The following is a 21619-nucleotide window of genomic DNA, read 5'->3' as shown; positions in this document are numbered from 1 at the left end:
CGCCGATGGTACTTGGACCGCAGGGTCCCGGGAGAGTAGGACGTCGCCAAGCGAACAACCATAAAGACCGTTATCGATTACTCGATAACGGTCTTTTCCTAATTTTCAATCGAACATTTACGAATTGTAGACTATCCCTTGTTGGCTTGGGTGATACTAACCGACAGGTGTTCATGCTGCTGAAATGATTTTATCCAGATGGAGTTTAATGGTGAAAAGATATCAAAGGTGGAAGGTGGCCCACTTATTATAGGAAACTACGTACATTTGTCCACTCTGCGAAGACAACACAACACACAGGGCGGATACTTGGATGGCCGTAAAAAAGGGGCATATTCAATCCTTGACAGCCTATGGGCCCTTTGCTAAGATGGCAATAATATATTTCTGAAAATACTTGAAAATGCCGTCCCGTCCAGCTCTGACAGTAATTAAAGTCCGCAGGAAGACGACAAAAAGGAGGAATAACCCAGGTGTGGGAAGATAAGTTTAGCAAGGAAGGCTTCACTTTTGACGATGTATTGTTGGTTCCTAGAAAATCCGAGGTACTTCCAAAAGAAGTGGATGTTAGCACTAAATTAAGTGAGCATGTAAAATTGAACATCCCGCTTATCAGTGCAGGAATGGACACCGTAACGGAGGCTCCCTTGGCAATTGCCATTGCCAGAGAGGGCGGAATCGGCATTATTCATAAAAATATGACGGTTGAACAACAGGCTGAGGAAGTAGATCGTGTAAAACGCTCCGAGAGTGGCGTTATTACGAATCCGTTCTCGCTGCATGCGCATCATCTGGTTTCCGATGCTGAGAAGCTCATGGGCAAATTCCGGATCTCCGGGGTGCCGATTGTGGATGAGAACAATAAGCTGACCGGGATTTTGACGAATCGTGACCTTCGCTTCGTGCACGATTACAATACGGTAATCAGCGATGTGATGACCAGCGAGAATCTCGTTACTGCGCCTGTAGGCACAACGCTTCAAGATGCTGAAATGATTCTGCAGAAGCATAAGATTGAGAAGCTGCCTCTGGTAGATGAGAACAACACGCTTAAAGGACTTATTACTATTAAAGATATTGAGAAAGCTATTCAGTTCCCGAAAGCAGCGAAGGACGCACAAGGTCGTTTGCTTGTAGGAGCAGCAATCGGTATCTCTAAAGATACATTCGAAAGAGCTGAAGCGCTTGTAAAAGCAGGTGTAGACGTCATTACCGTTGACTCTGCTCATGGACATCATATCAATATCATTGATTCCGTTCGCAAGCTGCGCGAAATTTATCCGGATCTTACGATCATTGCAGGTAATGTAGCTACAGGTGAAGCTACAAGAGATCTTATTGAAGCCGGAGCATCCGTTGTTAAAGTCGGGATTGGACCAGGATCGATCTGTACCACCCGCGTCATTGCAGGGATTGGCGTTCCGCAAATCACAGCAATTTATGACTGTGCAACGGTGGCTAAAGAGTATGGAGTACCGATTATTGCAGATGGCGGTATTAAATACTCCGGAGAAATCACCAAAGCCATTGCAGCTGGCGCAAGTGCCGTTATGCTGGGCAGCATGTTTGCGGGTACGGAAGAAAGCCCAGGCGAAGCTGAGATCTATCAAGGACGCCGCTTCAAGGCTTACCGTGGCATGGGTTCCCTCGCTGCAATGAAGCAAGGCAGTAAAGACCGTTATTTCCAAGATGATGACAAGAAACTCGTGCCGGAAGGGATCGAAGGACGCGTTGCTTATAAAGGACCATTGGCGGATACCATCCATCAGTTGATCGGTGGATTGCGTTCCGGTATGGGCTATTGCGGTACGGGGAACCTGGAGGAGCTGCGGAATGATACCCAATTCATTCGTATTTCTGGTGCCGGACTGCGTGAAAGCCACCCGCATGATATTCAAATCACGAAGGAAGCTCCAAACTATTCATTGTAATTCAATAGAAGCAATACACTTCACAAATATGACGAATATGTAATTTATTCCCTGGACAAGCTGGATGGAATTCATCTAGCTTGTCTTTTTTTGATAGTCTCCCTATGGTAGAATAGAACGAGTTAATGACTTATTGAGAAGTAGAGGGGAGTAATTCCATTGGTAGACAAGTCTGTGAAGAAGAACAAGCGCCAACGAATTCAAAGAACGCTGGCATCCTTGATGCTGTTTAATATACTATGTTTCTCTGTTGCACCTGCGGTTTCATTGGCAGCTCCAAATGAGCTGGCTACAGCGGATACAACGAAAGCTGGGGAGGACAAAGCGACAACCGAGAAGGCAACCACCGGTAAAACAAAACCGGACAAAGTGCCATCTGTGGATCAACTTGGACTCGAGGTAAGCTCGGCAGTTCTGATTGAGCCATCTACAGGAGAGATCCTGTTATCCATAAATGCGGATCAAGCATTGCCACCGGCGAGTATGACGAAGATGATGACGGAGTACATCGTGGCAGAGAAGGTTAAGCAAGGAGAATTGTCTTGGGACGATAAGGTCACGGTAGGAGAGAACGCAGCCAAAACGGTGGGATCGCGGATATTTCTGGCGGAAGGCGATCAACATACAGTAGAAGAGCTCTACATAGCTATGGCTGTCGGTTCAGCCAACGATGCTACAGTGGCATTGGCTGAGCGTGTAGCCGGTTCCGAAGCGGAGTTTGTTACCATGATGAACGATACCGCGAAAAGAATGGGGCTGAAGACGGCGCACTTCATTAATTCTACAGGTCTTAGCCGTGCGGATATGCCGGAGAAATTCCGCCCCACAGATGACAAGGAAACGGTAATGTCGGCAATGGATACCGCTTTGCTCGCCAAGTATATCGTCGAGGATCATCCTGACTTTTCGAGATTTACGGCCATTCAATCGCATAAATTCCGGCCGCGCGATACGAATCCGATCATCAACTACAACTGGATGCTAGAGGCGAACAAAGACATTACGAACTTCAAGGCTTATGCTTACGAAGGTTTGGACGGTTTAAAAACCGGTCATACCAAGGCGGCGGGTTATTGCTTTGCTGGTACTGCTGAACGTGATGGCATGCGTTTGATTAGCGTGGTTATGGGAACGAAATCCGAGGGAGCTCGTTTTAAAGAGACCAGGAAAGTATTGGATTATGGCTTTGACAATTTTGAAGTAAAAGAAGTACAAGCAGCAGGAGCAACCGTTGAAGGCTTCGACAAGATTGAAGTGAAAAAAGGTAAAGCTAAGGAAGTTTCGTTGGTGACTGATAAAGCTATCACTTTTGTAGTTCCGAAAGGTTCAATTGGCAAGAATATCACCTTTGAAGCCAAGCTGGACTCTGCCAACATCACGGGCCCGGTTGCTAAGGGGACAAAGGTAGGCGCGGTGACCTACACATATAAAATAGAAGGAATGAAGGATGCTCAGACGGAAACGGTAAATCTTATTACAGCCGAAGAAGTAGAGAAGGCGGGCTGGTTCAGCCTCTTCCTGAGGGCGATCGGGGACTTTTTTGCAGATTTATTCGATTCCATTAAAAATCTTTTCTAAGCCCCTTTAAATTCCGAGTAAATGGGTTGTATATTTGATTTTAATGCGGTAAAATATCAAGTTAGATTCATTACATGTATGCATCTACAGGGTTCAGACCATATCGCCAGGGGAAGCTGTGGTGGCGATGAGATACAACATATAATCGGGAGGCTAGGAGACATGGAAACTGGAACATCAACTGTAAAAAGAGGTATGGCGGAAATGCAAAAAGGCGGCGTCATTATGGACGTCATGAATGCGGAACAAGCGAAGATCGCTGAAGCAGCTGGAGCAACGGCTGTAATGGCGCTTGAGCGAGTTCCTTCCGATATTCGTGCGGCCGGGGGAGTTGCACGGATGGCTGACCCAACCATCGTTGAGGAAGTCATGAAGGTTGTATCCATTCCAGTTATGGCCAAAGCTCGCATCGGGCATTACGTTGAAGCTAAAGTGCTGGAATCGCTCGGTGTTGATTACCTGGATGAGAGTGAAGTGCTGACACCGGCCGATGAAGTGTTCCATATCGACAAGTGGGATTTCACCGTGCCGTTCGTATGCGGCGCGAAGGATATTGGAGAGGCACTGCGCCGGATCGGTGAGGGTGCATCCATGATCCGCACGAAAGGCGAGCCAGGAACGGGCAATATCGTAGAAGCTGTACGCCATATGCGTTTGATCAACAGCCAGATCCGTAAAGTACGCAACATGTCGAAGGACGAGCTGTACGCGGAGGCGAAGAACCTTGGTGTCTCCTATGATCTCCTGAAGGATGTTCATGAGACTGGCAAACTGCCTGTCGTGAATTTTGCTGCTGGCGGCGTGGCAACACCTGCTGATGCTGCACTCATGATGCATTTGGGCGCAGACGGCGTCTTTGTAGGATCCGGTATTTTTAAATCGGACAACCCTGAGAAATTTGCACGTGCGATCGTTGAAGCGACAACGCACTATGATGATTATAAATTGATTGCTGAAGTTTCCAAGAATCTGGGTGCTCCGATGAAGGGTATCGAGATATCCAAGCTTAGTCCGTCTGAGCGTATGCAGGACCGCGGCTGGTAAGAGAGAAGGGGTAACATGAAGATCGGTGTACTGGCACTTCAAGGAGCCGTGGCAGAGCATATTAGAAGCATTAATCTTGCTGGCGCCGAAGGAGTACCGATCAAGAAGGTTGAGCAATTGGACGACATGGATGGCCTGATTATCCCTGGCGGAGAGAGCACGACCATCGGCAAGTTAATGCGTAAGTATGAGTTTATGGATGCCATTCGTCAGTTCTCTGCAGAGGGCAAACCGATATTCGGAACCTGTGCCGGGCTGATTGTGCTCGCTGAGCGGATTCAAGGCGACGAAGAGGCCCACCTGAAGCTAATGGACATCACGGTGGCGCGAAATGCATTCGGACGGCAGCGTGAGAGCTTTGAGACTGATCTGCCTGTGAAGGGAATCGAGGAACCAGTAAGAGCTGTCTTTATCCGTGCCCCGCTCATTCTGGAGGTAGGTGCAGGCGTAGAGGTCCTGTCCACGTATAAGGATGAGATTGTAACGGCGAGACAGGGGCATCTGCTGGCTGCATCGTACCATCCGGAGCTGACCGATGATTACAGGCTTCACCAGTATTTTGTGGAGATGGTTCGATCCCGTTCCATGGCCCCACAGCAGTTATAGTTACAAGAGAAGACATCTTGACTCTTTGGCGGTACATAGGGTCAAGTTGTCTTTTTCGCTGAAATACAATAAGATGTATCGTATGTAATAATGGAAAATGCAGCCTTGTCCAAGGCTTGTCAATAGGTGGAGGGCAGCTGCTTCGATATACTTGATGGATGTTTTACTTTAGGAGGGTTTCCCGTGTTAGACGTAAAAATATTGCGCAGCGAGTACAGTCGTGTAGAAGAAGCGCTGAAGAATCGAGGCAAGTCGCTCGATCTGATCGCGGATTTTCCCAAGCTTGACGCCCGGCGCCGGGAGTTGCTGCAGGAAAGCGAAAGTTTGAAGAATCGCCGCAACACCGTATCGGCTGAAGTAGCCAAGCTGAAAAAGAATCGCGAGAATGCGGATGAGTTGATCCTGGAGATGAGACAGGTTTCAGATCAAATCAAAGCCATGGATGAAGAAGTTCGTGAACTGGAGGCCAGCATTTCCGAGCTTACTTTGGCGATTCCGAATATCCCGCATGAGAGTGTGCCGGTCGGCGCCTCCGAAGAGGATAACGTGGAACTCCGCCGCTGGGCAGAGCCGAGAGCTTTCGATTTTGAGCCTAAGGCTCATTGGGAGCTTGCTCAGAACTTGGATATTTTGGATTTTGAGGCAGGCGCCAAGGTTACGGGGTCTCGCTTTACATTCTACAAAGGTTTGGGTGCACGGCTTGAACGCGCCTTAATCAACTTCATGATGGATCTGCACAGCGACAAACACGGCTACGAGGAAATGCTGCCACCTTATATCGTCAACCGGGACAGCCTGTACGGAACAGGACAGCTGCCTAAGTTCGAAGAAGATTTATTTAAGATTAGCGATACCGACTATTACTTGATCCCAACCGCTGAAGTTCCTGTAACGAACTACCATCGTGAGGAAATCCTAAATAGCGAGGATCTGCCTAAACATTACGTCGCCTACAGCTCCTGTTTCCGTTCGGAAGCCGGCGCGGCAGGGCGCGATACACGCGGCCTTATTCGTCAGCATCAGTTTAACAAAGTTGAAATGGTGAAGATTGTCCACCCGGAAACGTCTTTTGATGAGCTTGAGAAAATGACGGCGGATGCGGAGCGAGTGCTCCAGCTGTTGAATCTGCCTTATCGCATCATGACTCTCTGTACAGGAGATATGGGCTTTGGATCCATGAAGACTTATGATCTGGAAGTATGGCTTCCGGAGAGCGGCGTATATCGTGAAATCTCCTCATGCTCGAATATCGGCGACTTTCAGGCTCGCCGTGCCAACATTCGCTTCCGTCCGGAACCGAAGAGCAAGCCGGAATTTGTTCACACATTGAATGGTTCAGGCCTTGCGGTGGGCCGTACGGTAGCTGCTATCCTGGAGAACTATCAACAGGCAGACGGCTCCGTGGTCATTCCGGAAGTCCTTCGTCCGTATATGGGGAATGTTAGCATCATCGAGCAGAAGAAATAAGTTGATTAAATAATTTGATATGTGGTATAATGATTCTTGCACGTGATTCATATGGTTGGATCATTATCACCTGGAGAGGTACCGAAGCGGTCATAACGGGGCGGTCTTGAAAACCGTTAGGGGGCAACTCCACATGGGTTCGAATCCCATCCTCTCCGCCATACATAACTAAAGACAAACCGTTTCCTTAGGGGAACGGTTTTTTTGTGGACTTTATTCCTGGTTAGCCTGAGAACTGCATGGAGGTTATAGCTCTGTAGCAGCTTTTTTACGTTGGAAAGTATGCTGTATAAAACCTCGTCGGTTATCGCAATTTATAGAGAAGGGGAGGTGTGAAGATGAACTCAGAATTGAATGTAGACCAGACAACCTTGGTGAACGCTTGGCAGGAAAACCTGTCGAACATCTTAAAGCCAGGTGATGTCGCAGAAGTGGCTGCAGACGAAGGAAATCCGAACGCGATCCGCATTCATATCGGTGCAGCAGGGCGACAGGAATATTCGTTTGATTTTCAATGTACGTATGTGGATTCACGGGAAGTGAAGGTCGATCTCATCGATGTAGAACGAGACGGTGCAACGACAGATGAACGCAATGAGAACGTCCAGGGTATGGTAGGCGATTATACCCGCCATATTCATGAATGTGCCCAGACGCTGCAGCAAATCACCCATCACTAATTTTCATGAATTGAATGTCTAAGTTCTCTTGACCTGTCCCGTTAGGGATGGGCATTAGGGCAGAATTGCGTAATACATCATCGGTAGGTACAGGTTCATGAAATGGAGGGCTATTAGATGAGTAAGCCAAAGTCGATTCCCGTGCCAGAAGCGCAGGAGCAGCCAAGACAGCGTAAGGACCGTGACCGCGGTGGTCAGGAGCCGCTCTCAGGCTCGCACAGAGCGAAGATCCGCAAACAGGATGGACATTTCAATCCGGAGGGCTAGAAACCTGTAGGGGCAATACAAGCGCATTTAGAGAGCAACAATTCGAGGGAACTTTCTGTCATTCGACAGCAAGTTCTTTTTTTTGATATGAAACCTTTTTGCGGAACTTCCGTATTAGTGTGTAAGTGTAATATTTTGGGGCCCCAGTTTATTCACATCTTAAGAAGTTTCATATTAAGATGGTTGGAAATTGAAAGGAAAAAACTTTTCAGTAAATCTTCCAGAAAGTGTTTCTCATTTTGGGGAAATGGTTTATGATTAGAAGGTCTGTTATTTTTTTGATGTTAAGAGGGGAGAGTTTTTTTAATGAACAAGAAGTTTGCAGCTATCGTACTGACACTGCTGCTCACAGTGACAGTTGTACTTTCGGGCTGCGCCAAGAAGGAAGAGCCTAAGACAGCAATGACCAATGCTGCGATGAACGCCATGAAGATGACATCTTATGGTATGAAGAGTAAATTTGTCATTGAAGACCTTCAAGTTAACATACCTGCAGTTGAAGGCGACTCCGATGTAACACAAGCGATGACGATGTTGAAAAATGCAGAGCTCACGCTCGATGGTATCTATCAAGCGGATCCTATGCAAACCGAAATGAAATTGGGCATCAATTTGAAGGGTGATATGGCAATGTCCTTCAATGTTGATATGGTGATGACCCAAGAGAAAATTTACATCAAGATCCCAAGCATTCCGATGCTGCCATTCCCTGAGGATGTTGTAGGCAAGTTCCTCGTTATGGACTTGAAAGAGCTTGCTGAGCAGTCCGGTGAGACATTCAGCCCGGAAACTCTGGATACAGAGAAATCCCAAAAGTTCGCCAATGAAATCCTTGAAGCTGTGCTGACCGAATATGATCAAGCGAAGTACTTCAAAGAGATCAATGTGAAAGATGCAAATCTTCCAGAAGGCGTAGATGCTAAACAAGTCGTTCAATTCTTTATAACCAATGATACGCTGAAAGAAGCAATGGAAATTTTGGTAAACAAGGTAGCTCCTAAAGTTGTTGATATTGCAGCTAAAGAAGAATACCGCGAATTCCTGGGTCTGACCCAAGAAGATATCGATACGGCTAAAGCTGAAGTATCTTCCGTGAATGAAGATGAATTCAAGGCGGATATGGAAGAAATGCAGAAATATATGAAGATCAATACATTCAATATCAATACGGCAATCGATAAGAAGGATTTCCCTGCTTATCAGGATGTCGTAATGAATGTAGATTTCAATGATCCAGAGACGAACGAGAATGTGAAGTTGGCTGTGAAGGGCAGCACGCAATACACCAACATCAACGAGAAAGCTGAATTCAAAATCGGTATTCCAAAAGATGCTGATGTCATCACGATGGAGCAATTTGAGGAATCGATGGGCAGTTATTAATCATTACTCATAGCAGATAACAGAACCCGGCCATATGGCCGGGTTCTGCTGTTTCAATACATACGAATCATACACGGTTCATTTACCTCGCAAGCGTCGGAAGAACGAAGTCAACAAGGCGGCGCATTCTTCCTGCAGCACACCATCCACCACGATCGTCCTGTGATTAAAACGGGGTTCTTGCAGTAAATTCATCAGGGTGCCCGCACATCCAGCCTTGGGATCGCTCGTTCCATAGATGAGCTGTGGAACTCGGGACTGGACGATCGCACCGGCACACATGGGGCATGGTTCCAGCGTCACATATAGACGGCAGTCGAGCAGCCGCCAGGCACCCAGATGTTTGCTTGCACTGCGTATGGCGACCATCTCGGCATGGGCTGTCCCATCATATGTGGTTTCTCTGAGGTTAAATCCGCGTCCAATAATTTCATCATCGCGCACGATGACGGCACCAATGGGGACTTCGCCCAGGGCTTCAGCCTTTCGCGCCTCGGCGATGGCCTCTCTCATCCAGTATTCATGATTGTGGTTATCCACAGTATTTAGGTCTATTGAATTTGATATCAAACTAAAGTCTCCTTTCATAACCACTCAAAACCCTGTATTTATACCCAATGTTCAACGAACATTTATTCGTTTGTTAACATGATGTGGACAGAATTGTGGATAAATAAATAGTTATGCACAAAGTTATACACATTATCCCCAGATAAGTTGTGTATTTGTGCGCAAAATGTGGATACGTCATTTTTATAACGGATGCTGACCTCTTAATTGTAATGGATTCCTGATTTCATTAGCAATGAAAGGTGGGAAAAAGCTTATCGCGGGGCGGTGACTTGTCTTTTCAAACGTTCGTGATCAAGGTATCATGAGGATATTAGATTCGCAAGTCGTCTATGTGACAGCAGAAAGGTGAAGATGCCACTTGTCGATTAAGACGAAATTATCGATGGTTCTATCTATATCGGTACTATTTATTCTGCTGCTCAACATCGCGCTGAACTATTACACAACCCAGGAAAATTTGCAGCAGGACAGTGAAACCAAAATGGTGATGGCAGCTAAACAGATTGCCATTACAGTCCAGCAAACCCGATTCAGTTCTGGATATGTGGATGATATATTCGGTGATATGCTGAAGGTGGCCGCAATCAGTGCGGCGAAATCTTTGGACCCGGATATTAATAATATAACCAATCAGCAATTGGAGGAATTGAGTAAGGAAATTGGTGTTAATCATATTTCATTGCTTGTCCGAAGGGACGATGATATTGTTGTCGCCCGTTCCTCCGCTTCGGAAGAAATCGGTCTTCCGACAAAGAATTGGGGCTACTGGCATACGGCTTTTCTCGAATTGTTCCAATATGGTAAAGTTGTTTCCGTTACGGAAGGCCAGCGTGGGGACCATTTTTGGTCAGGACCGTTTGAGTTCTCCACCTCTAGTCCCGAATTCATTGATAAATGGGGATATTATTATGATGGCAACCGCAATTATATTATTGATCCCTTTATTCGGAATTCGAATATTAAAGACTTTGTGAAGATCATTAGCCCGGACACGGTTGTGGAGGAGACGCTCCGATCGAATCCGCGGATATTGGAAGTAACGGGAATCAACCCGGAAACGTTTGGCAATGAATATATGGGTGAAGATGGAACGGATGTCGTTCATCATAAGCTCCGCAATCGGCCGATTACCTTTGGTACTTACGACTATGGAATCCTGGATCAAGACGCGGCAGCTGTGAAGAGAGCGGTTTCCACTCTGGATAATGTCGTGTTCGTAAGCAACATCCATAATAAAAAGGTACTGAAGAGTTTCATCCCCATCCTATCTGAAGGTAAACCAACCAGTGTGATTAGTGTTGTCATGGATTATGAAGCGATCTCCTCCGTGATGAGAGAGCAAATGATCAGTCTTGTAGCGATCTCATTGGTTTTATTGGAAATTGTCATTTTTGGCAGTTATATTGTAGCGGGTTACTTTACGAGGCCGATTCAGGCTATCCTGGGGACTGTAAATGATGTATCGGACGGACATTTTGACCGCAGACTGGAGGTCAGCAGCCGGGATGAGCTGGGTCAGCTTGCAGGACGCATTAATGCGATGACCCGTAATCTAGGCAATTATACAAGCCAGTTGAAGCAAATGGTCGAGGAGAACCAATCCGTTAAGGAATATTTGGAGTCGGTCATTAATCAGACGGCGGATGCGATTCACACAACGGATACCCATCAGCGGGTAATCAGTGTGAATAAAGCATTTGAACAATTATATGGATGGAAGGCGCATGAGGTCATAGGACAGAAACTTGCGTTTGTGCCGCCGGAAAAAGAAGAGCTCGAGAAGGAGCGTATTCGAAGCCTGCTGGCGGGAGAACGGCTCTCTCCGGTCGAGACGGATCGTTTCCGGAAGGACGGTAGCAGGATCGAAGTCAGCATCACGACTTCACTCGTACGAGATGAAGACGGAAAGGTTACTTCGATGATTAGTGTATCCCGCGATGTGACGGAACGTAATCGGATCGAGGAGCTTCTGCGACGGTCGGAGAAGCTGAATACGGTTGGCCAATTGGCAGCGGGAGTTGCTCATGAAATACGGAATCCACTTACAACGCTTCGAGGATTTCTACAGCTTCAGCAGCAGACCCGCCAAGTGAAGCCAGACCATCTTGATCTGATGCTGTCAGAGCTGGATCGAATTAATCTCATCGTCAGTGAATTTTTAATATTGGCTAAACCGCAGGCCATTCATTTTCAGGAGAGGGATGTGCGGATCATTATGGGTGATGTGATCTCATTCCTCGATAGTCAGGCGCATCTGCATGGCATTGAGTTTCAATTGAATTTTGCGTTGGAGTCGACCTATGTACACTGTGAGGAGAATCAACTTAAACAAGTGTTCATCAATCTGCTTAAGAATGCCATCGAAGCGATGCCGGAAGGCGGGAATGTATGGATTGAGCTTACACGTCCTACGGGTGATGTGGTGCGAATCGATATTCGCGATGAGGGTGAAGGCATTCCAAAAGATCTGATGCCGCATCTTGGCGAGCCATTTATCACAAGTAAGGAGACGGGCACGGGACTCGGCCTCATGGTTAGCCAGCGCATTATTCAGGGACATCGGGGCACGATGGAAATCGAAAGCGAAGAGGGAATAGGCACGAAGGTGAGTATCGTCCTGCCCGTGGTACAGAAGAATACATCTGACACTAGCGAGAAGTAATTATAGATAAGGGGATGGGCATCTTGAGAATCAATAAATTTATCAGTGAAACCGGATACTGCTCGCGCAGAGAGGCAGATAAACTGGTAGAGAGCGGGAAGGTGACCATTAATGGCGTGGTAGCTGTCCTGGGTAGCCAGGCAGAGGAAGGCGACGATGTCCGTATTGATGGAAAGCCGCTTCAGGATAAGAAGAAGCATGTGTATATTGCTCTCAATAAGCCGGTAGGCATCACGAGCACTACCGAGTCGCATATTAAGGGAAATATAGTTGACTTTGTTGGGCATAAAGAGCGTATTTTCCCCATAGGGCGTTTGGACAAGGACTCGGAAGGGTTGATCTTGTTAACGAATGATGGAGACATCGTGAATAAGATCCTCCGATCTGAAGGAAAGCATGAGAAGGAATATATCGTGACGGTGGACCGCCCCGTAACGGAGTCCTTTCTTAACGGCATGGCGAGCGGTGTAAGAATCTTGGGAGAGATGACGCTTCCGTGCAAAATTACACGTATGTCCGAGCGCGTATTTCGAATCATCCTGACGGAGGGGAAAAATCGGCAAATCCGCAGAATGTGCAGCGCCTTTGGTTATGAGGTTCGTAAGCTGCAGCGAATCCGGATCATGAATATCCGGCTTGGCAATCAACGAATCGGCTCTTGGCGCGATCTAAGCGACAAAGAGAAGGAAGAGCTTGGTCAACTGTTGAACTATAAGCTGGAATAGGAATAACCAGACTCGAAATAGCAAACATATGCACATAATAAACAACCGATGTCATCTGTATGAGCCAGATGCATCGGTTGTTTATTGTGTGTTATAGTCTGAAGGAGTTATATACGTTTATTCATTAACGCTGGTGAAAGTAGCACTATCCTGGTATTTACGTATGATGGATACCTCTACCCTGCGGTTCTTTGCTCTTCCAGCGGGAGTTTTATTATCGGCAATCGGATGGTACTCTCCATAGCCGATCGGCATGAACCGTTTAGGGTCAAGTTCCGAGTTCAGGAGCAAAATTTTCATGAACTGCAAGGCTCGGTCCGAGCTCAAATCCCAGTTTGACGGATATCGGCTGTTGGAGATAGGAACATCGTCCGTATGGCCTGATACAATGATTTCATAGTCCGGGAATTTGTGCAGCATTTGCGATATGGCCTTTGCCAGTTTACGGGCTTCCGGTTTTACCACAGCTTCGCCCGAAGGGAACAAGGCATTATCCCGTATCGTAATCACGAGCTGAGAATGGTTTAACTGGGTGCTGAGCTCCGAGGTTAAACCGCTGTTCTTAATATAATTATCAAGCTGTTTCTTTAGCCGCTCCAGATCCTCTTGCTCCTGACGCATGAGCTCTGCCCGTCGTTGATCAGGTGATGATTTTGGAATGGCTGGTGACGTTGATTTATAATCTTTAGTATCAGGCGGGCTACTGCTGGATTCAGTTTTGTTGTAATCGAGTATGCCGGTTCCACTAGTAAGAGCAATGCTGAATGCTTCGCTCATTTCCTCGAACTTGCGTGCATCCGTTGCGCTCATGGCATACAGCACGAGGAACAGGGCCAGAAGCAGTGTCAGCAGGTCGGCATAGGGAAGCAGCCAAGACTCGTCGGCATGTTCCTCATGCGGCTCGTGTCTAGTCTTCTTGCTCACTAGCACCAGCCTCCCTCTCACTGAGCTCTGCACGTTCGGATGGTGTCAGGAACACGGAGAGCTTCTGATTGATCGCAATGGTGGATACACCCGACTGAATGGACAGCAGGCCTTCAACCATCATTAAACGGATTTCAACTTCGCGCTTGGATAGACGCTTGAGTTTGTTCGCGATAGGGTGACAAATGACATATCCTGTGAAAATACCGAGCAAGGTAGCGATGAACGCAGCCCCGATGGCCAAGGCCAGTTCGCCCATATCTTCCATGTGGGAGAGCGCGGCGATCAAACCGATAACGGCACCGAGTACCCCCATGGAAGGTGCGTACATACCGGCTTGCGAGAAGATCAGTGCGCCAGAACGATGGCGTTCTTCCGTGGCATTAATATCTTCCATTAATACGTCGCGCACGAATTCCTGATCGTTGCCATCAATGATCATGCGCATCCCGTTACGAAGGAAGCTGTCATCGATTTCATCGACTTTCGTTTCCAGAGCCAGGAGTCCTTCGCGGCGTGTAATCGAAGCCCATTCCATAAACAGCTTGATCATGTCCGCTTTGTCCATCAGATTCTGTTTGACAAACGTCATTTTGACCAGCTTGGGAATCTTTTTTAACTCGGCAAGCGGGAACCCGATGAATAAGGTTGCTGCCGTACCGGCAAAAATGATGACGTAGGCTGCCGGATTATACAAAGCGAGAAGGGAGGCGCCTTTCAGAATCATGCCCACCAGTACCGCAAGGATACCGAGAATTAAGCCTATAATTGTTGAAATTTCCATACCACACCTCATCCATGAGAAATAAAATAACGAATCCATTCGTAGAAGCGGCTCTCGTAGAGAACCGGGGCCTTTTACAGGGCGTTATCCTATTTATCGTCAGATCGGGCTTTTTTTTTTAGTTGTAATTTCCGGTATAATGGAAGTATGGGGAATGAAGCTTAGCACGGCAAGGGAAGGAGTGATCGAAATGGGTGTAAAGCATGGAAGAGATTACGGTGAGATTTTGACAGAATTGACCGAAGCGGTCGGGCGGATTTCCGACAGTTATGTCTTTTTTGAGATGGAAGTAGAGGATTGGGGCAATTTAGGCGAGGCCGAACGAAACGAGGTTCATGAAGCACTGGCAGAGGATTTGTTCTATGCCTTGGGCACAGAACCTGTGATTCAGGTCGGCAGCGGCGTGGTCATGCATGATCAGAGTAACCATCGAATACATATTTTGATTGGTGAAGAAGAGCTGGCCTTTGTGGCCTTGGTGTAAACCGCTCCAGTCATGAACAGAAACCGGGCAGATTAAACGAGATGACAGAGGCCCGTATCTATATGTCGGCTAAATGATAGGTTTTTTTTCGGGGAGGAAGATAAAAGATGCTTTATACGCAGCAGGAAGTAGAGGCTCATCTGGAAAAGCTTGAGGGTTGGGAATTTGAACAAGGAAGATGGATTATACGAAAGTATACCTTTTCCTCCTTCATGAAGGGAATCGCTTTTGTTGATGAAGTGGCAGCTATTTCGGAAGCTTTCGGACATCACCCCTACATCACAATAGATTATAAAGTCGTTACACTGCGTCTTACCTCATGGGACGACGGAGGAATTACGGCCGTGGATATCAAGGAAGCGCAGCAGTTTAATGAAGTATATGAGAAAAGCCGTTCCAATGACGGCCCATCGACGCTATAGACGAGAAGCGATCCTGTGGCCTAAGATTCTAAAAATATGAAAAACACGCTTGTGCCCGGAAGACCAGGTTCAAGCGTGTTTTTTGCGTTATAAGCTGATTTATTTTTTCTCCGCAAGGTAAAGCGCGATGTTTGCGATTTCTTCAGGCTCCAGTTGGCCTTTAAAGGAAGGCATTCCCTTACGACCTTTGGTCACCACGTTGAAGATCGCTTCCGCATCCATGTGTCCGCCTACTTGATTCAAAGCCGGCCCAGCGCCGCCTTGAAGCTGGTCGCCGTGACAGCTAATGCAGCTCGCCTTCACTGTAGCCTCTGCTGCGCCCGCATCCAAAGTCACTTCCGGCATGGTCGGCTTCTCGTCCAGAGCTACCTGCTCCTTGCCTGGGAGCGTAAACATCAGCGCAATAGCCAACGTACATGCGACGAAGAACAATCCGCCCATGATCCATTTTTGCATCGTCATATCGTCCCTTTCTATGTATACTGCACTTTTGCATTTGTCTCCATTATAAACCAACATCGATAGACATCATAGCCAGTTGTGACAAAAAAAGCAACGATCCACTACTGCTTCATAAAAAGTACACAAAATTGTGCTTTTTTCTATAGACAAAAATACTATTCCTCATTAAGTCCTGCCTCATACACCATACAGTGAAAAAGAGCCTTCCCCGTCGGGGTAGCACGCTCGTATGTGTCAGTGATGGAGAAGCCCGCCTGCTCGTAAGCGCGAATCGCTCGCACATTCCAGGTCATCACTTCCAGATCGATTTCATCAGTTGGATGTCGGCGTACCGCTTCCGCTACGATAGCCTCCATGAACCGTTTACCCATTCCATGACCACACCAATCAGGCCGCATGCCAAGTCCGATTCGTGTAACTTCATGCATGGGAAACAGCTGGGCGAACCCCCAGAGAGATTCCTTGTCATCAAGTACGGATATGTACTGCTCCCGGCGAATCATTGCATCTCCAAACTCTATTTCCAATCCCTTCATTTGCTCCCAGGGAAGAAAGCCGTAGATATTGTATGGAGGGGGATAAACCCACGAGCATATCATCTTTGCATGTTCTTCAGACATGATAACGGTCTGAAAAGAAGTTGGCGTTACGTCCATATCCGTGATCCTCCTTACTGATCTATGGAAGTTATAACCTGCAGTCATTTTTTATATAAGAGCAGTGTATCAGACAATAAGTGGTGTCTACAATCAAGGGCATTTGCTAAGGCGGTATTTGGGGTTATCAATTTTTTTCCATTGGGGTGTTTGATGACGGAAGGGGAGGGTAAATAAAGAATAAGAGGTTTATCCCATAGTAATTTCAAGATCTTAAAAAAGAATGCATATTTTTTTGTGGGAAGTGGAAACTTTTTTGCGATTTCAAACGTTATAAAGGTATAGACAGCAAGAAGACAAAAGAAAAAGCCGCTGGATGAGATCGGCACAATCTCATGGACCAGGGCTTCATGTAAGAACTTAAGATCAAGTTCATAAAATTTAATTGTAGTTCGCAGCTACAGATTTGTACGTACTTTGACTCATGACTCTTTTGGCACCTACGTAACGCTTGGCATAGTAGCTCTGACTTAACGGACTAATCATTACACCGCGCGAAGTTGAGGAATGAGCGAACTTGCCATCTCCAACATAAATACCTACATGGGATATCCCTCTTCCGGACGTATTGAAGAATACCAGATCGCCAGCTTTCAGATTGCTCTTGGCTACGGCGGTACCTACTTTGTATTGAGCAGTAGACGTACGCGGCAAGCTCAGACCAAGTTTCTTGTAGACATAGCTGGTGAAACCGGAGCAGTCGAAACCACTTGTTGTAGTTCCACCTGTTTTATAAGAGACACCAATGGCTGGTTTGATTGCAGTATTTAATTTGGAATCGGCGAAAGCGCTTCCGGTCCCTAATGTGAGTGCGAGTGCCAGGCCTAAAGATACGGCCGCTAGCTTCTTTTTCAAAACAAAGTGCTCCTTCCATTGCCTGCGAGGTTAGCTTAAGGGTTCGGTTGAAGGTCCCCTATGATCCCTCTCTTGCGAGATCAATTCACCCAAAACGGATCCCCCGCTTCCCAATTCATATGGGAATTCGGCTCCTTAAAATGTTGATGAACCCATTCATTGACGTTTGACGTTCCAACATCGTTAACAAAATTACATAGTTACAACAAAAGGTTACAGTAAAGATGACAAAGTTGTTACTAACATATTCGTTATTTTAGCAGAGTATTAACAATTTGGCAAACGAGGAAGTGTCTATTTTCAAACAAAAAACCTGTCCCGGACGTCCGGAAACAGGTTTTTTTGTGATTTGACTCTTATAAATTGTTATATAGAGGAAAAACTACCTCTTAAAATTTGTAAATTCATAATGATGAAGAAGATATAAGTTTCAGATGACAACATATAATCGACATGTCAGGGACTGACTTGGAATAATTTAGGGAGAGTCTAAAGGTGCATCTTTCCATACATGATACTGAGCGGAAATTACCCAAATTTGGAATAATCCATTCAGGAAATATGAGGCCTGCTGAATGATTAAGCCGATCAGACCTGCCCAGAAAATAGAGGCCGAGCTTAGGAGCAGGAGGATGACAAAGGCCGATCCGCCAATGGAGATGGATAACAATACCGCCGTTCCCAACCGGCGGACGAGGGCGAGCATAGAGCTAACCATGCCTGACTCACTCGTAAGACCAAATTGTATATAAAGCAAGAGCAGGCGAACCAAATAGGCAAACAGGAACCAGCCTGCCGCATAGGGCAGAGCATGAAGCAGCAGAATGGGCTCCCGGACACCGCTCAGTAATATAGGAAGAACTTTGGGAAGTATCCAGTAACCAGGTACGAAGGTGAGAATGAGCTCGACAAGATAGAAGAGAGCCACTGGTTTCCATAGTTTCCGCATGCCGATGAAAAAGAACAATCCGCGTTCGCCCTTGGCCTCCTGGTGAAGATTATAGAAAATACCCGCCCGAATAAGTGGCGTAAGGACCATCCGAATTAGAAGCAGCCCGGCTAGCAGCCATCCATAGGTATGGACCGTGTTGCTTAGGGATAAACTCATTTCCCCTTCATAGAAGAATAATAGGCGGCTCAGCTCATTAGGGGCAGAATCTGGATACCGCATTAACAGGGGCACCACCGCCGATTTCACAAGTCGATATAAGCAGTATCCCCACAGCAACCGGTATAAGAACAGCAGAATGGAGACGTATAACTGATCTTTAACACTGATCCACCCCTGGCTTGCATAACTTTTCATACGCTCCCCCCTCACCATGACAGGCTGCTAAACAGCGTTTCCACAAGTTTGGCAATGCTGAGATTCCAGCGTGTAACCACCTTTGGATCCATTTCTGCCTTCATAAAGTTATTGATATGCTTGTTCTCCAGGACGATGGAATATTTCGGATCAACCATAGCCCAGGCAAGCGGAGTGCTGTACTCCAAGGTGTAGGTTACTTTACCGTCCTTGCCGTTCCAGGTACGCTCCACGGTTTTGCCATCCTCAAAAGCGAACACGATAGGTACATTGGTGATATCTCCATCCTTACTCGTAATTCTGACCGTCGATTTATAACGGGGGTGTTCCGCTGAGCCTGTGCTTTTGGTTTTGATCACATCAATGGCGATATCGGCCATTTGGCTTCCATATACATATTGGTCAAAATACGATTGCCAGGAGGTTTTACTCACTTGCTCCACGACTTTTTGGAAGTCGGATGTGGTTGGATGCTTAAAGCGGTATTTCTGGGCATAGGTGTATAGAATCTTCTCCATCTTCTGAGGTCCGACCAGCCGTTCGATGCCTTGAAGCACCAGTTTCCCCCGTGTGTAAACATTCAGCGCGTAATGTTCATGCGAATTGTATTTCCAGGATTCCAGTTTCAGCGGCGCAGGGGAGGTAATGGATGCTCCTTGAGCAGCGGTGTTCGAGGTAATGCCGTATTCCTTCTCCATCACTCTCTCTTCTGCATAGGTGGCAAAGGCCTCGTCCAGCCAAGCTTCTTCAAATTCATTACTTGCAACCATGCCGTAAAAATACTGGTGGGCGATCTCATGGATAACCGTCCGTTCCAGCTCATATCCCGGGGAATCATTCTTGGCACCGAAGGCCGTGATCAATGTAGGGTACTCCATACCGCCCGCGCCGTTGCCCGACGCTGGCGGAACGACGATCGATAACGTGGAGTAAGGATAGGTCCCGTACCATTTTCCAAACGAAGCGAGTGCCGACTGGGCAGCATCAAAGTATCGGTCCTTTAAATCTTTGTGCAAAGGGTCCAGATACAGCTTGATGCGGACGCCCGGGACGCCTGGTGCAGAGAATGCTTCTTCTGCCGTGATAAAGTTAGGCGAGGCTGACCAGGCAAAATCATGCACATCATCAGCATAGAAATGATAAATATGTTCCCCGCCGGACTTCTGGATGGGTTTAGTCGGGAAACCGGTGGCGGCCACGATATAGTTGTCGGGCACCCGAATGCGGACACTGTAAATGCCGAAGTTGGAATAAAACTCGGAGTTGCCATGGTATTGGTGGAGATTCCACCCTTCCTCCGCTCTTCCGCGTAGACCAACCGGTTCATAGACTGAAATTTTAGGAAACCATTGGCCTGCCATAATAAAATTATCAGTTGACCCCATGCGTGCGAAGATTTTGGGGAGCTCCACTTCGAACTCTGTGTGAATGGTAATACTCTCTCCGCCTTTGATAGGCTTGGGTAATCGGAGCTTGGCGAGGCTGCGGTCCTTGATGTTGCCGTCATCGGGCTGAACGAATTGAAGACGATGGGTCAGGACCATACCTTCGGTTGTTTTCACGCTGGTAATGGTCATAGATCCGTATCCATCCGCTGGCATGGGGTCCGAACGAAGTCTTCCGCCAGACTCTTTCATAAAGGTCGTTTCATTCGAAGCAAAAGCATTGGGATACAGGTGAAAGTACAGCTCGTTTACACTTTTTTTGCCTGGGTGAGTCCAAGTGAGTGTCTGTTTGCCCTTCAGTTTGTTCTCCTCGGGCTCGTACCGAACATCCATATGATATTCTACCTGCCGGTCGCTTAAGGCCGGAGCGGGATGATCAGGCTGTGCTTTAGGCGGTGAGAGCGGAGCCTTCTCGACAGCAGAGACAGGGGGCTTGACTACATTTGGAGCAAGCACAGAAGCTGAGGACCCCGGATTTAGAAATATCGGCATCGATCCTGCAAGCAAGCCTATGGCTAGCAAGGATGATAGAAAGACTTTGGCACGTGGTGGGACCATAATCGAACAACCTCCCGTTGACAAGCATCTAGTGCATGTATATGTTTGCTTTTGGAGGATTATTAGTTAAAATAAAATTAATGGGACAAAGGTTAACAATTCAGCAGCCGATAAATTCGAGTCGGCTCTTATATAGGAGGTCGGCAGCAGTGGAGAACGAAGAACAGAAGCAAGGTGCCAAAAAGCCAATTGCTTTGAATATTATTAATAGTAAAAGTAAGCATAAAGGATTTGGCTCAGGCTCCATCGATCTGAACAGTTTGTCGCCAGTCATTATTGATCAAGGCGAGGCAAGAGTTGATATCGGAGCCATGCATGCGAAGAGCAAGGTAGAGAAGGGAATTCGGTTCGGCATGGACCGGGATGAAGTTCCTAACGGACGCCAAGTGTGGATCGTATGGGTAGCTGTAGATCGTACCGCGGAAGGGCAGCATTATGCAGGTATGACCGCATGCGAAATGTGGATCGACCAGGAGGCCCGCCGCGGATGGAAGATTCTCGCCGATCATGTGAATAAAATGGATGCCGCGATGAAACGTAAGATCATTCTGGACGGTCTAGGCGACGTTGAGAAGAAAGCTCTGCGTGAGCTGTTGATCTCACGCAACGAGGAATGGTGGAATGCTTCGCCTGAAGAGTTCAAGCAAGCCCTTCAGACAGCGGAATAATCTTAGGCAGATCATAAACCGAATATAAAACAGGCAGGATTCGCATATCGAATCCTGCCTGTTTTTTTGGGTGCGCCCGGCATGGGCGATAACTTGGCGGTGAAAGTCCGCTACAGGCTTGGCAGTAGGAACTGTTAGC

The 21619-nt window shown here is 47.1% G+C and carries 22 protein-coding genes, 1 tRNA gene and 1 riboswitch; of the genes, 15 read left to right on the top strand and 8 right to left on the bottom strand.

All coding sequences use genetic code 11. The features are described 5' to 3' along the window. The 10 genes from AM231_RS29730 to AM231_RS24315 form a co-directional block, all read left to right on the top strand. A partial coding sequence (locus tag AM231_RS29730) for a hypothetical protein (RefSeq protein ID WP_207383684.1) occupies positions 1-188 on the top strand: 188 nt, incomplete at its 5' end. A 285-nt stretch (positions 189-473) separates the two neighbouring features. Next, on the top strand, positions 474-1931 hold the full coding sequence (gene guaB, locus AM231_RS24355; RefSeq protein WP_053490677.1) for an IMP dehydrogenase: 1458 nt from the start codon (positions 474-476) through the stop codon (positions 1929-1931). Between the two features lie 159 nt (positions 1932-2090). Further along, positions 2091-3509, top strand: coding sequence for a D-alanyl-D-alanine carboxypeptidase family protein (locus AM231_RS24350; RefSeq protein ID WP_054404969.1), 1419 nt, complete (start codon positions 2091-2093; stop codon positions 3507-3509). A 162-nt stretch (positions 3510-3671) separates the two neighbouring features. Next, on the top strand, positions 3672-4553 hold the full coding sequence (pdxS, locus tag AM231_RS24345; protein WP_053490675.1) for a pyridoxal 5'-phosphate synthase lyase subunit PdxS: 882 nt from the start codon (positions 3672-3674) through the stop codon (positions 4551-4553). 15 nt (positions 4554-4568) lie between these two features. Next, a complete protein-coding gene (pdxT, locus tag AM231_RS24340; RefSeq protein WP_054404967.1) occupies positions 4569-5159 on the top strand; it encodes a pyridoxal 5'-phosphate synthase glutaminase subunit PdxT in 591 nt (196 codons plus the stop codon). Positions 5160-5342: 183 nt separating this feature from the next. Next, the gene (gene serS / locus AM231_RS24335; RefSeq protein ID WP_053490673.1) at positions 5343-6626 is read left to right on the top strand and encodes a serine--tRNA ligase; all 1284 of its coding nucleotides are present in this window, start codon (positions 5343-5345) and stop codon (positions 6624-6626) included. A gap of 72 nt (positions 6627-6698) precedes the next feature. Beyond that, positions 6699-6787: transfer RNA gene (locus AM231_RS24330), tRNA-Ser, on the top strand. Between the two features lie 177 nt (positions 6788-6964). Beyond that, positions 6965-7306, top strand: coding sequence for a hypothetical protein (locus AM231_RS24325; protein WP_054404965.1), 342 nt, complete (start codon positions 6965-6967; stop codon positions 7304-7306). 117 nt (positions 7307-7423) lie between these two features. Then, positions 7424-7573, top strand: a complete 150-nt coding sequence (locus AM231_RS24320) for a hypothetical protein (RefSeq protein ID WP_054404963.1) — start codon at positions 7424-7426, stop codon at positions 7571-7573. Positions 7574-7879: 306 nt separating this feature from the next. Next, entirely contained in the window at positions 7880-8956 is a 1077-nt protein-coding gene (locus AM231_RS24315; RefSeq protein ID WP_053490670.1) for a hypothetical protein, read from the top strand. A gap of 78 nt (positions 8957-9034) precedes the next feature. Here the strand turns inward: AM231_RS24315 and tadA are convergent, their stop codons facing one another. Beyond that, positions 9035-9544: a tRNA adenosine(34) deaminase TadA gene (tadA, locus tag AM231_RS24310; RefSeq protein ID WP_423212945.1), complete on the bottom strand. Its 510-nt coding sequence runs from the start codon at positions 9542-9544 to the stop codon at positions 9035-9037. Positions 9545-9887: 343 nt separating this feature from the next. Between tadA and AM231_RS24305 the strand changes: the two genes are divergently transcribed. Continuing rightward, positions 9888-12191, top strand: coding sequence for an ATP-binding protein (locus AM231_RS24305; protein ID WP_054404962.1), 2304 nt, complete (start codon positions 9888-9890; stop codon positions 12189-12191). Positions 12192-12214: 23 nt separating this feature from the next. After that, complete coding sequence (rluF, locus tag AM231_RS24300; RefSeq protein WP_053490667.1) at positions 12215-12916, top strand: 23S rRNA pseudouridine(2604) synthase RluF; 702 nt, start codon at positions 12215-12217, stop codon at positions 12914-12916. 117 nt (positions 12917-13033) lie between these two features. On the opposite strand, the gene AM231_RS24295 is transcribed toward rluF, so the two are convergent. Together AM231_RS24295 and motA are read right to left on the bottom strand one after the other, a co-directional pair. Continuing rightward, positions 13034-13840, bottom strand: a complete 807-nt coding sequence (locus AM231_RS24295) for a flagellar motor protein MotB (protein WP_053490666.1) — start codon at positions 13838-13840, stop codon at positions 13034-13036. Further along, positions 13824-14624: a flagellar motor stator protein MotA gene (motA, locus tag AM231_RS24290; RefSeq protein WP_054404960.1), complete on the bottom strand. Its 801-nt coding sequence runs from the start codon at positions 14622-14624 to the stop codon at positions 13824-13826. The genes AM231_RS24295 and motA overlap by 17 nt, the downstream gene beginning before the upstream one ends. 190 nt (positions 14625-14814) lie before the next feature. Here motA and AM231_RS24285 point away from each other — a divergent pair, with 190 nt between their 5' ends. Together AM231_RS24285 and AM231_RS24280 are read left to right on the top strand one after the other, a co-directional pair. Continuing rightward, positions 14815-15108 carry a hypothetical protein gene (locus AM231_RS24285; RefSeq protein WP_053494040.1) on the top strand — a complete coding sequence of 98 codons (294 nt, stop codon included), beginning with the start codon at positions 14815-14817 and terminating at the stop codon, positions 15106-15108. A gap of 107 nt (positions 15109-15215) precedes the next feature. Continuing rightward, the gene (locus AM231_RS24280) at positions 15216-15530 is read left to right on the top strand and encodes a 4a-hydroxytetrahydrobiopterin dehydratase (RefSeq protein ID WP_054404958.1); all 315 of its coding nucleotides are present in this window, start codon (positions 15216-15218) and stop codon (positions 15528-15530) included. A 99-nt stretch (positions 15531-15629) separates the two neighbouring features. Here the strand turns inward: AM231_RS24280 and AM231_RS24275 are convergent, their stop codons facing one another. The 5 genes from AM231_RS24275 to AM231_RS24255 form a co-directional block, all read right to left on the bottom strand. Then, positions 15630-15986 (bottom strand): c-type cytochrome, encoded by a 357-nt coding sequence (locus tag AM231_RS24275; RefSeq protein ID WP_054405501.1) that lies wholly within the window; start codon positions 15984-15986, stop codon positions 15630-15632. Between the two features lie 161 nt (positions 15987-16147). Further along, positions 16148-16648, bottom strand: coding sequence for a GNAT family N-acetyltransferase (locus AM231_RS24270; protein WP_054404956.1), 501 nt, complete (start codon positions 16646-16648; stop codon positions 16148-16150). Positions 16649-17029: 381 nt separating this feature from the next. Further along, a complete protein-coding gene (locus AM231_RS24265) occupies positions 17030-17503 on the bottom strand; it encodes a C40 family peptidase (RefSeq protein WP_053490662.1) in 474 nt (157 codons plus the stop codon). A gap of 4 nt (positions 17504-17507) precedes the next feature. Further along, positions 17508-17646, bottom strand: a riboswitch (cyclic di-AMP (ydaO/yuaA leader). 335 nt (positions 17647-17981) lie between these two features. Next, the gene (locus tag AM231_RS24260; RefSeq protein ID WP_054404954.1) at positions 17982-18809 is read right to left on the bottom strand and encodes a hypothetical protein; all 828 of its coding nucleotides are present in this window, start codon (positions 18807-18809) and stop codon (positions 17982-17984) included. 11 nt (positions 18810-18820) lie between these two features. Next, positions 18821-20812, bottom strand: a complete 1992-nt coding sequence (locus AM231_RS24255) for a M1 family metallopeptidase (protein WP_054404953.1) — start codon at positions 20810-20812, stop codon at positions 18821-18823. A 149-nt stretch (positions 20813-20961) separates the two neighbouring features. Here AM231_RS24255 and AM231_RS24250 point away from each other — a divergent pair, with 149 nt between their 5' ends. Next, on the top strand, positions 20962-21480 hold the full coding sequence (locus AM231_RS24250) for a YwhD family protein (RefSeq protein WP_054404951.1): 519 nt from the start codon (positions 20962-20964) through the stop codon (positions 21478-21480). Positions 21481-21619: the final 139 nt, after the last annotated feature.

This window comes from Paenibacillus solani (assembly GCF_001277345.1).
Lineage (GTDB): Bacteria > Bacillota > Bacilli > Paenibacillales > Paenibacillaceae > Paenibacillus_AQ > Paenibacillus_AQ solani.
This window is presented reverse-complemented; position numbering and strand designations above follow the sequence as displayed.

Bases quoted from the DNA above. Each gene is read 5' to 3' on its own strand.
- pdxS (WP_053490675.1), top strand. From the start codon at position 3,672: ATGGAAACTGGAACATCAACTGTAAAAAGAGGTATGGCGGAAATGCAA.
- pdxT (WP_054404967.1), top strand. From the start codon at position 4,569: ATGAAGATCGGTGTACTGGCACTTCAAGGAGCCGTGGCAGAGCATATT.
- AM231_RS24325 (WP_054404965.1), top strand. From the start codon at position 6,965: ATGAACTCAGAATTGAATGTAGACCAGACAACCTTGGTGAACGCTTGG.
- AM231_RS24320 (WP_054404963.1), top strand. From the start codon at position 7,424: ATGAGTAAGCCAAAGTCGATTCCCGTGCCAGAAGCGCAGGAGCAGCCA.
- AM231_RS24315 (WP_053490670.1), top strand. From the start codon at position 7,880: ATGAACAAGAAGTTTGCAGCTATCGTACTGACACTGCTGCTCACAGTG.
- tadA (WP_423212945.1), bottom strand. From the start codon at position 9,544: ATGAAAGGAGACTTTAGTTTGATATCAAATTCAATAGACCTAAATACT.
- motA (WP_054404960.1), bottom strand. From the start codon at position 14,624: ATGGAAATTTCAACAATTATAGGCTTAATTCTCGGTATCCTTGCGGTA.
- AM231_RS24285 (WP_053494040.1), top strand. From the start codon at position 14,815: ATGGGTGTAAAGCATGGAAGAGATTACGGTGAGATTTTGACAGAATTG.
- AM231_RS24280 (WP_054404958.1), top strand. From the start codon at position 15,216: ATGCTTTATACGCAGCAGGAAGTAGAGGCTCATCTGGAAAAGCTTGAG.
- AM231_RS24275 (WP_054405501.1), bottom strand. From the start codon at position 15,986: ATGCAAAAATGGATCATGGGCGGATTGTTCTTCGTCGCATGTACGTTG.
- AM231_RS24270 (WP_054404956.1), bottom strand. From the start codon at position 16,648: ATGGACGTAACGCCAACTTCTTTTCAGACCGTTATCATGTCTGAAGAA.
- AM231_RS24260 (WP_054404954.1), bottom strand. From the start codon at position 18,809: ATGAAAAGTTATGCAAGCCAGGGGTGGATCAGTGTTAAAGATCAGTTA.
- AM231_RS24255 (WP_054404953.1), bottom strand. From the start codon at position 20,812: ATGGTCCCACCACGTGCCAAAGTCTTTCTATCATCCTTGCTAGCCATA.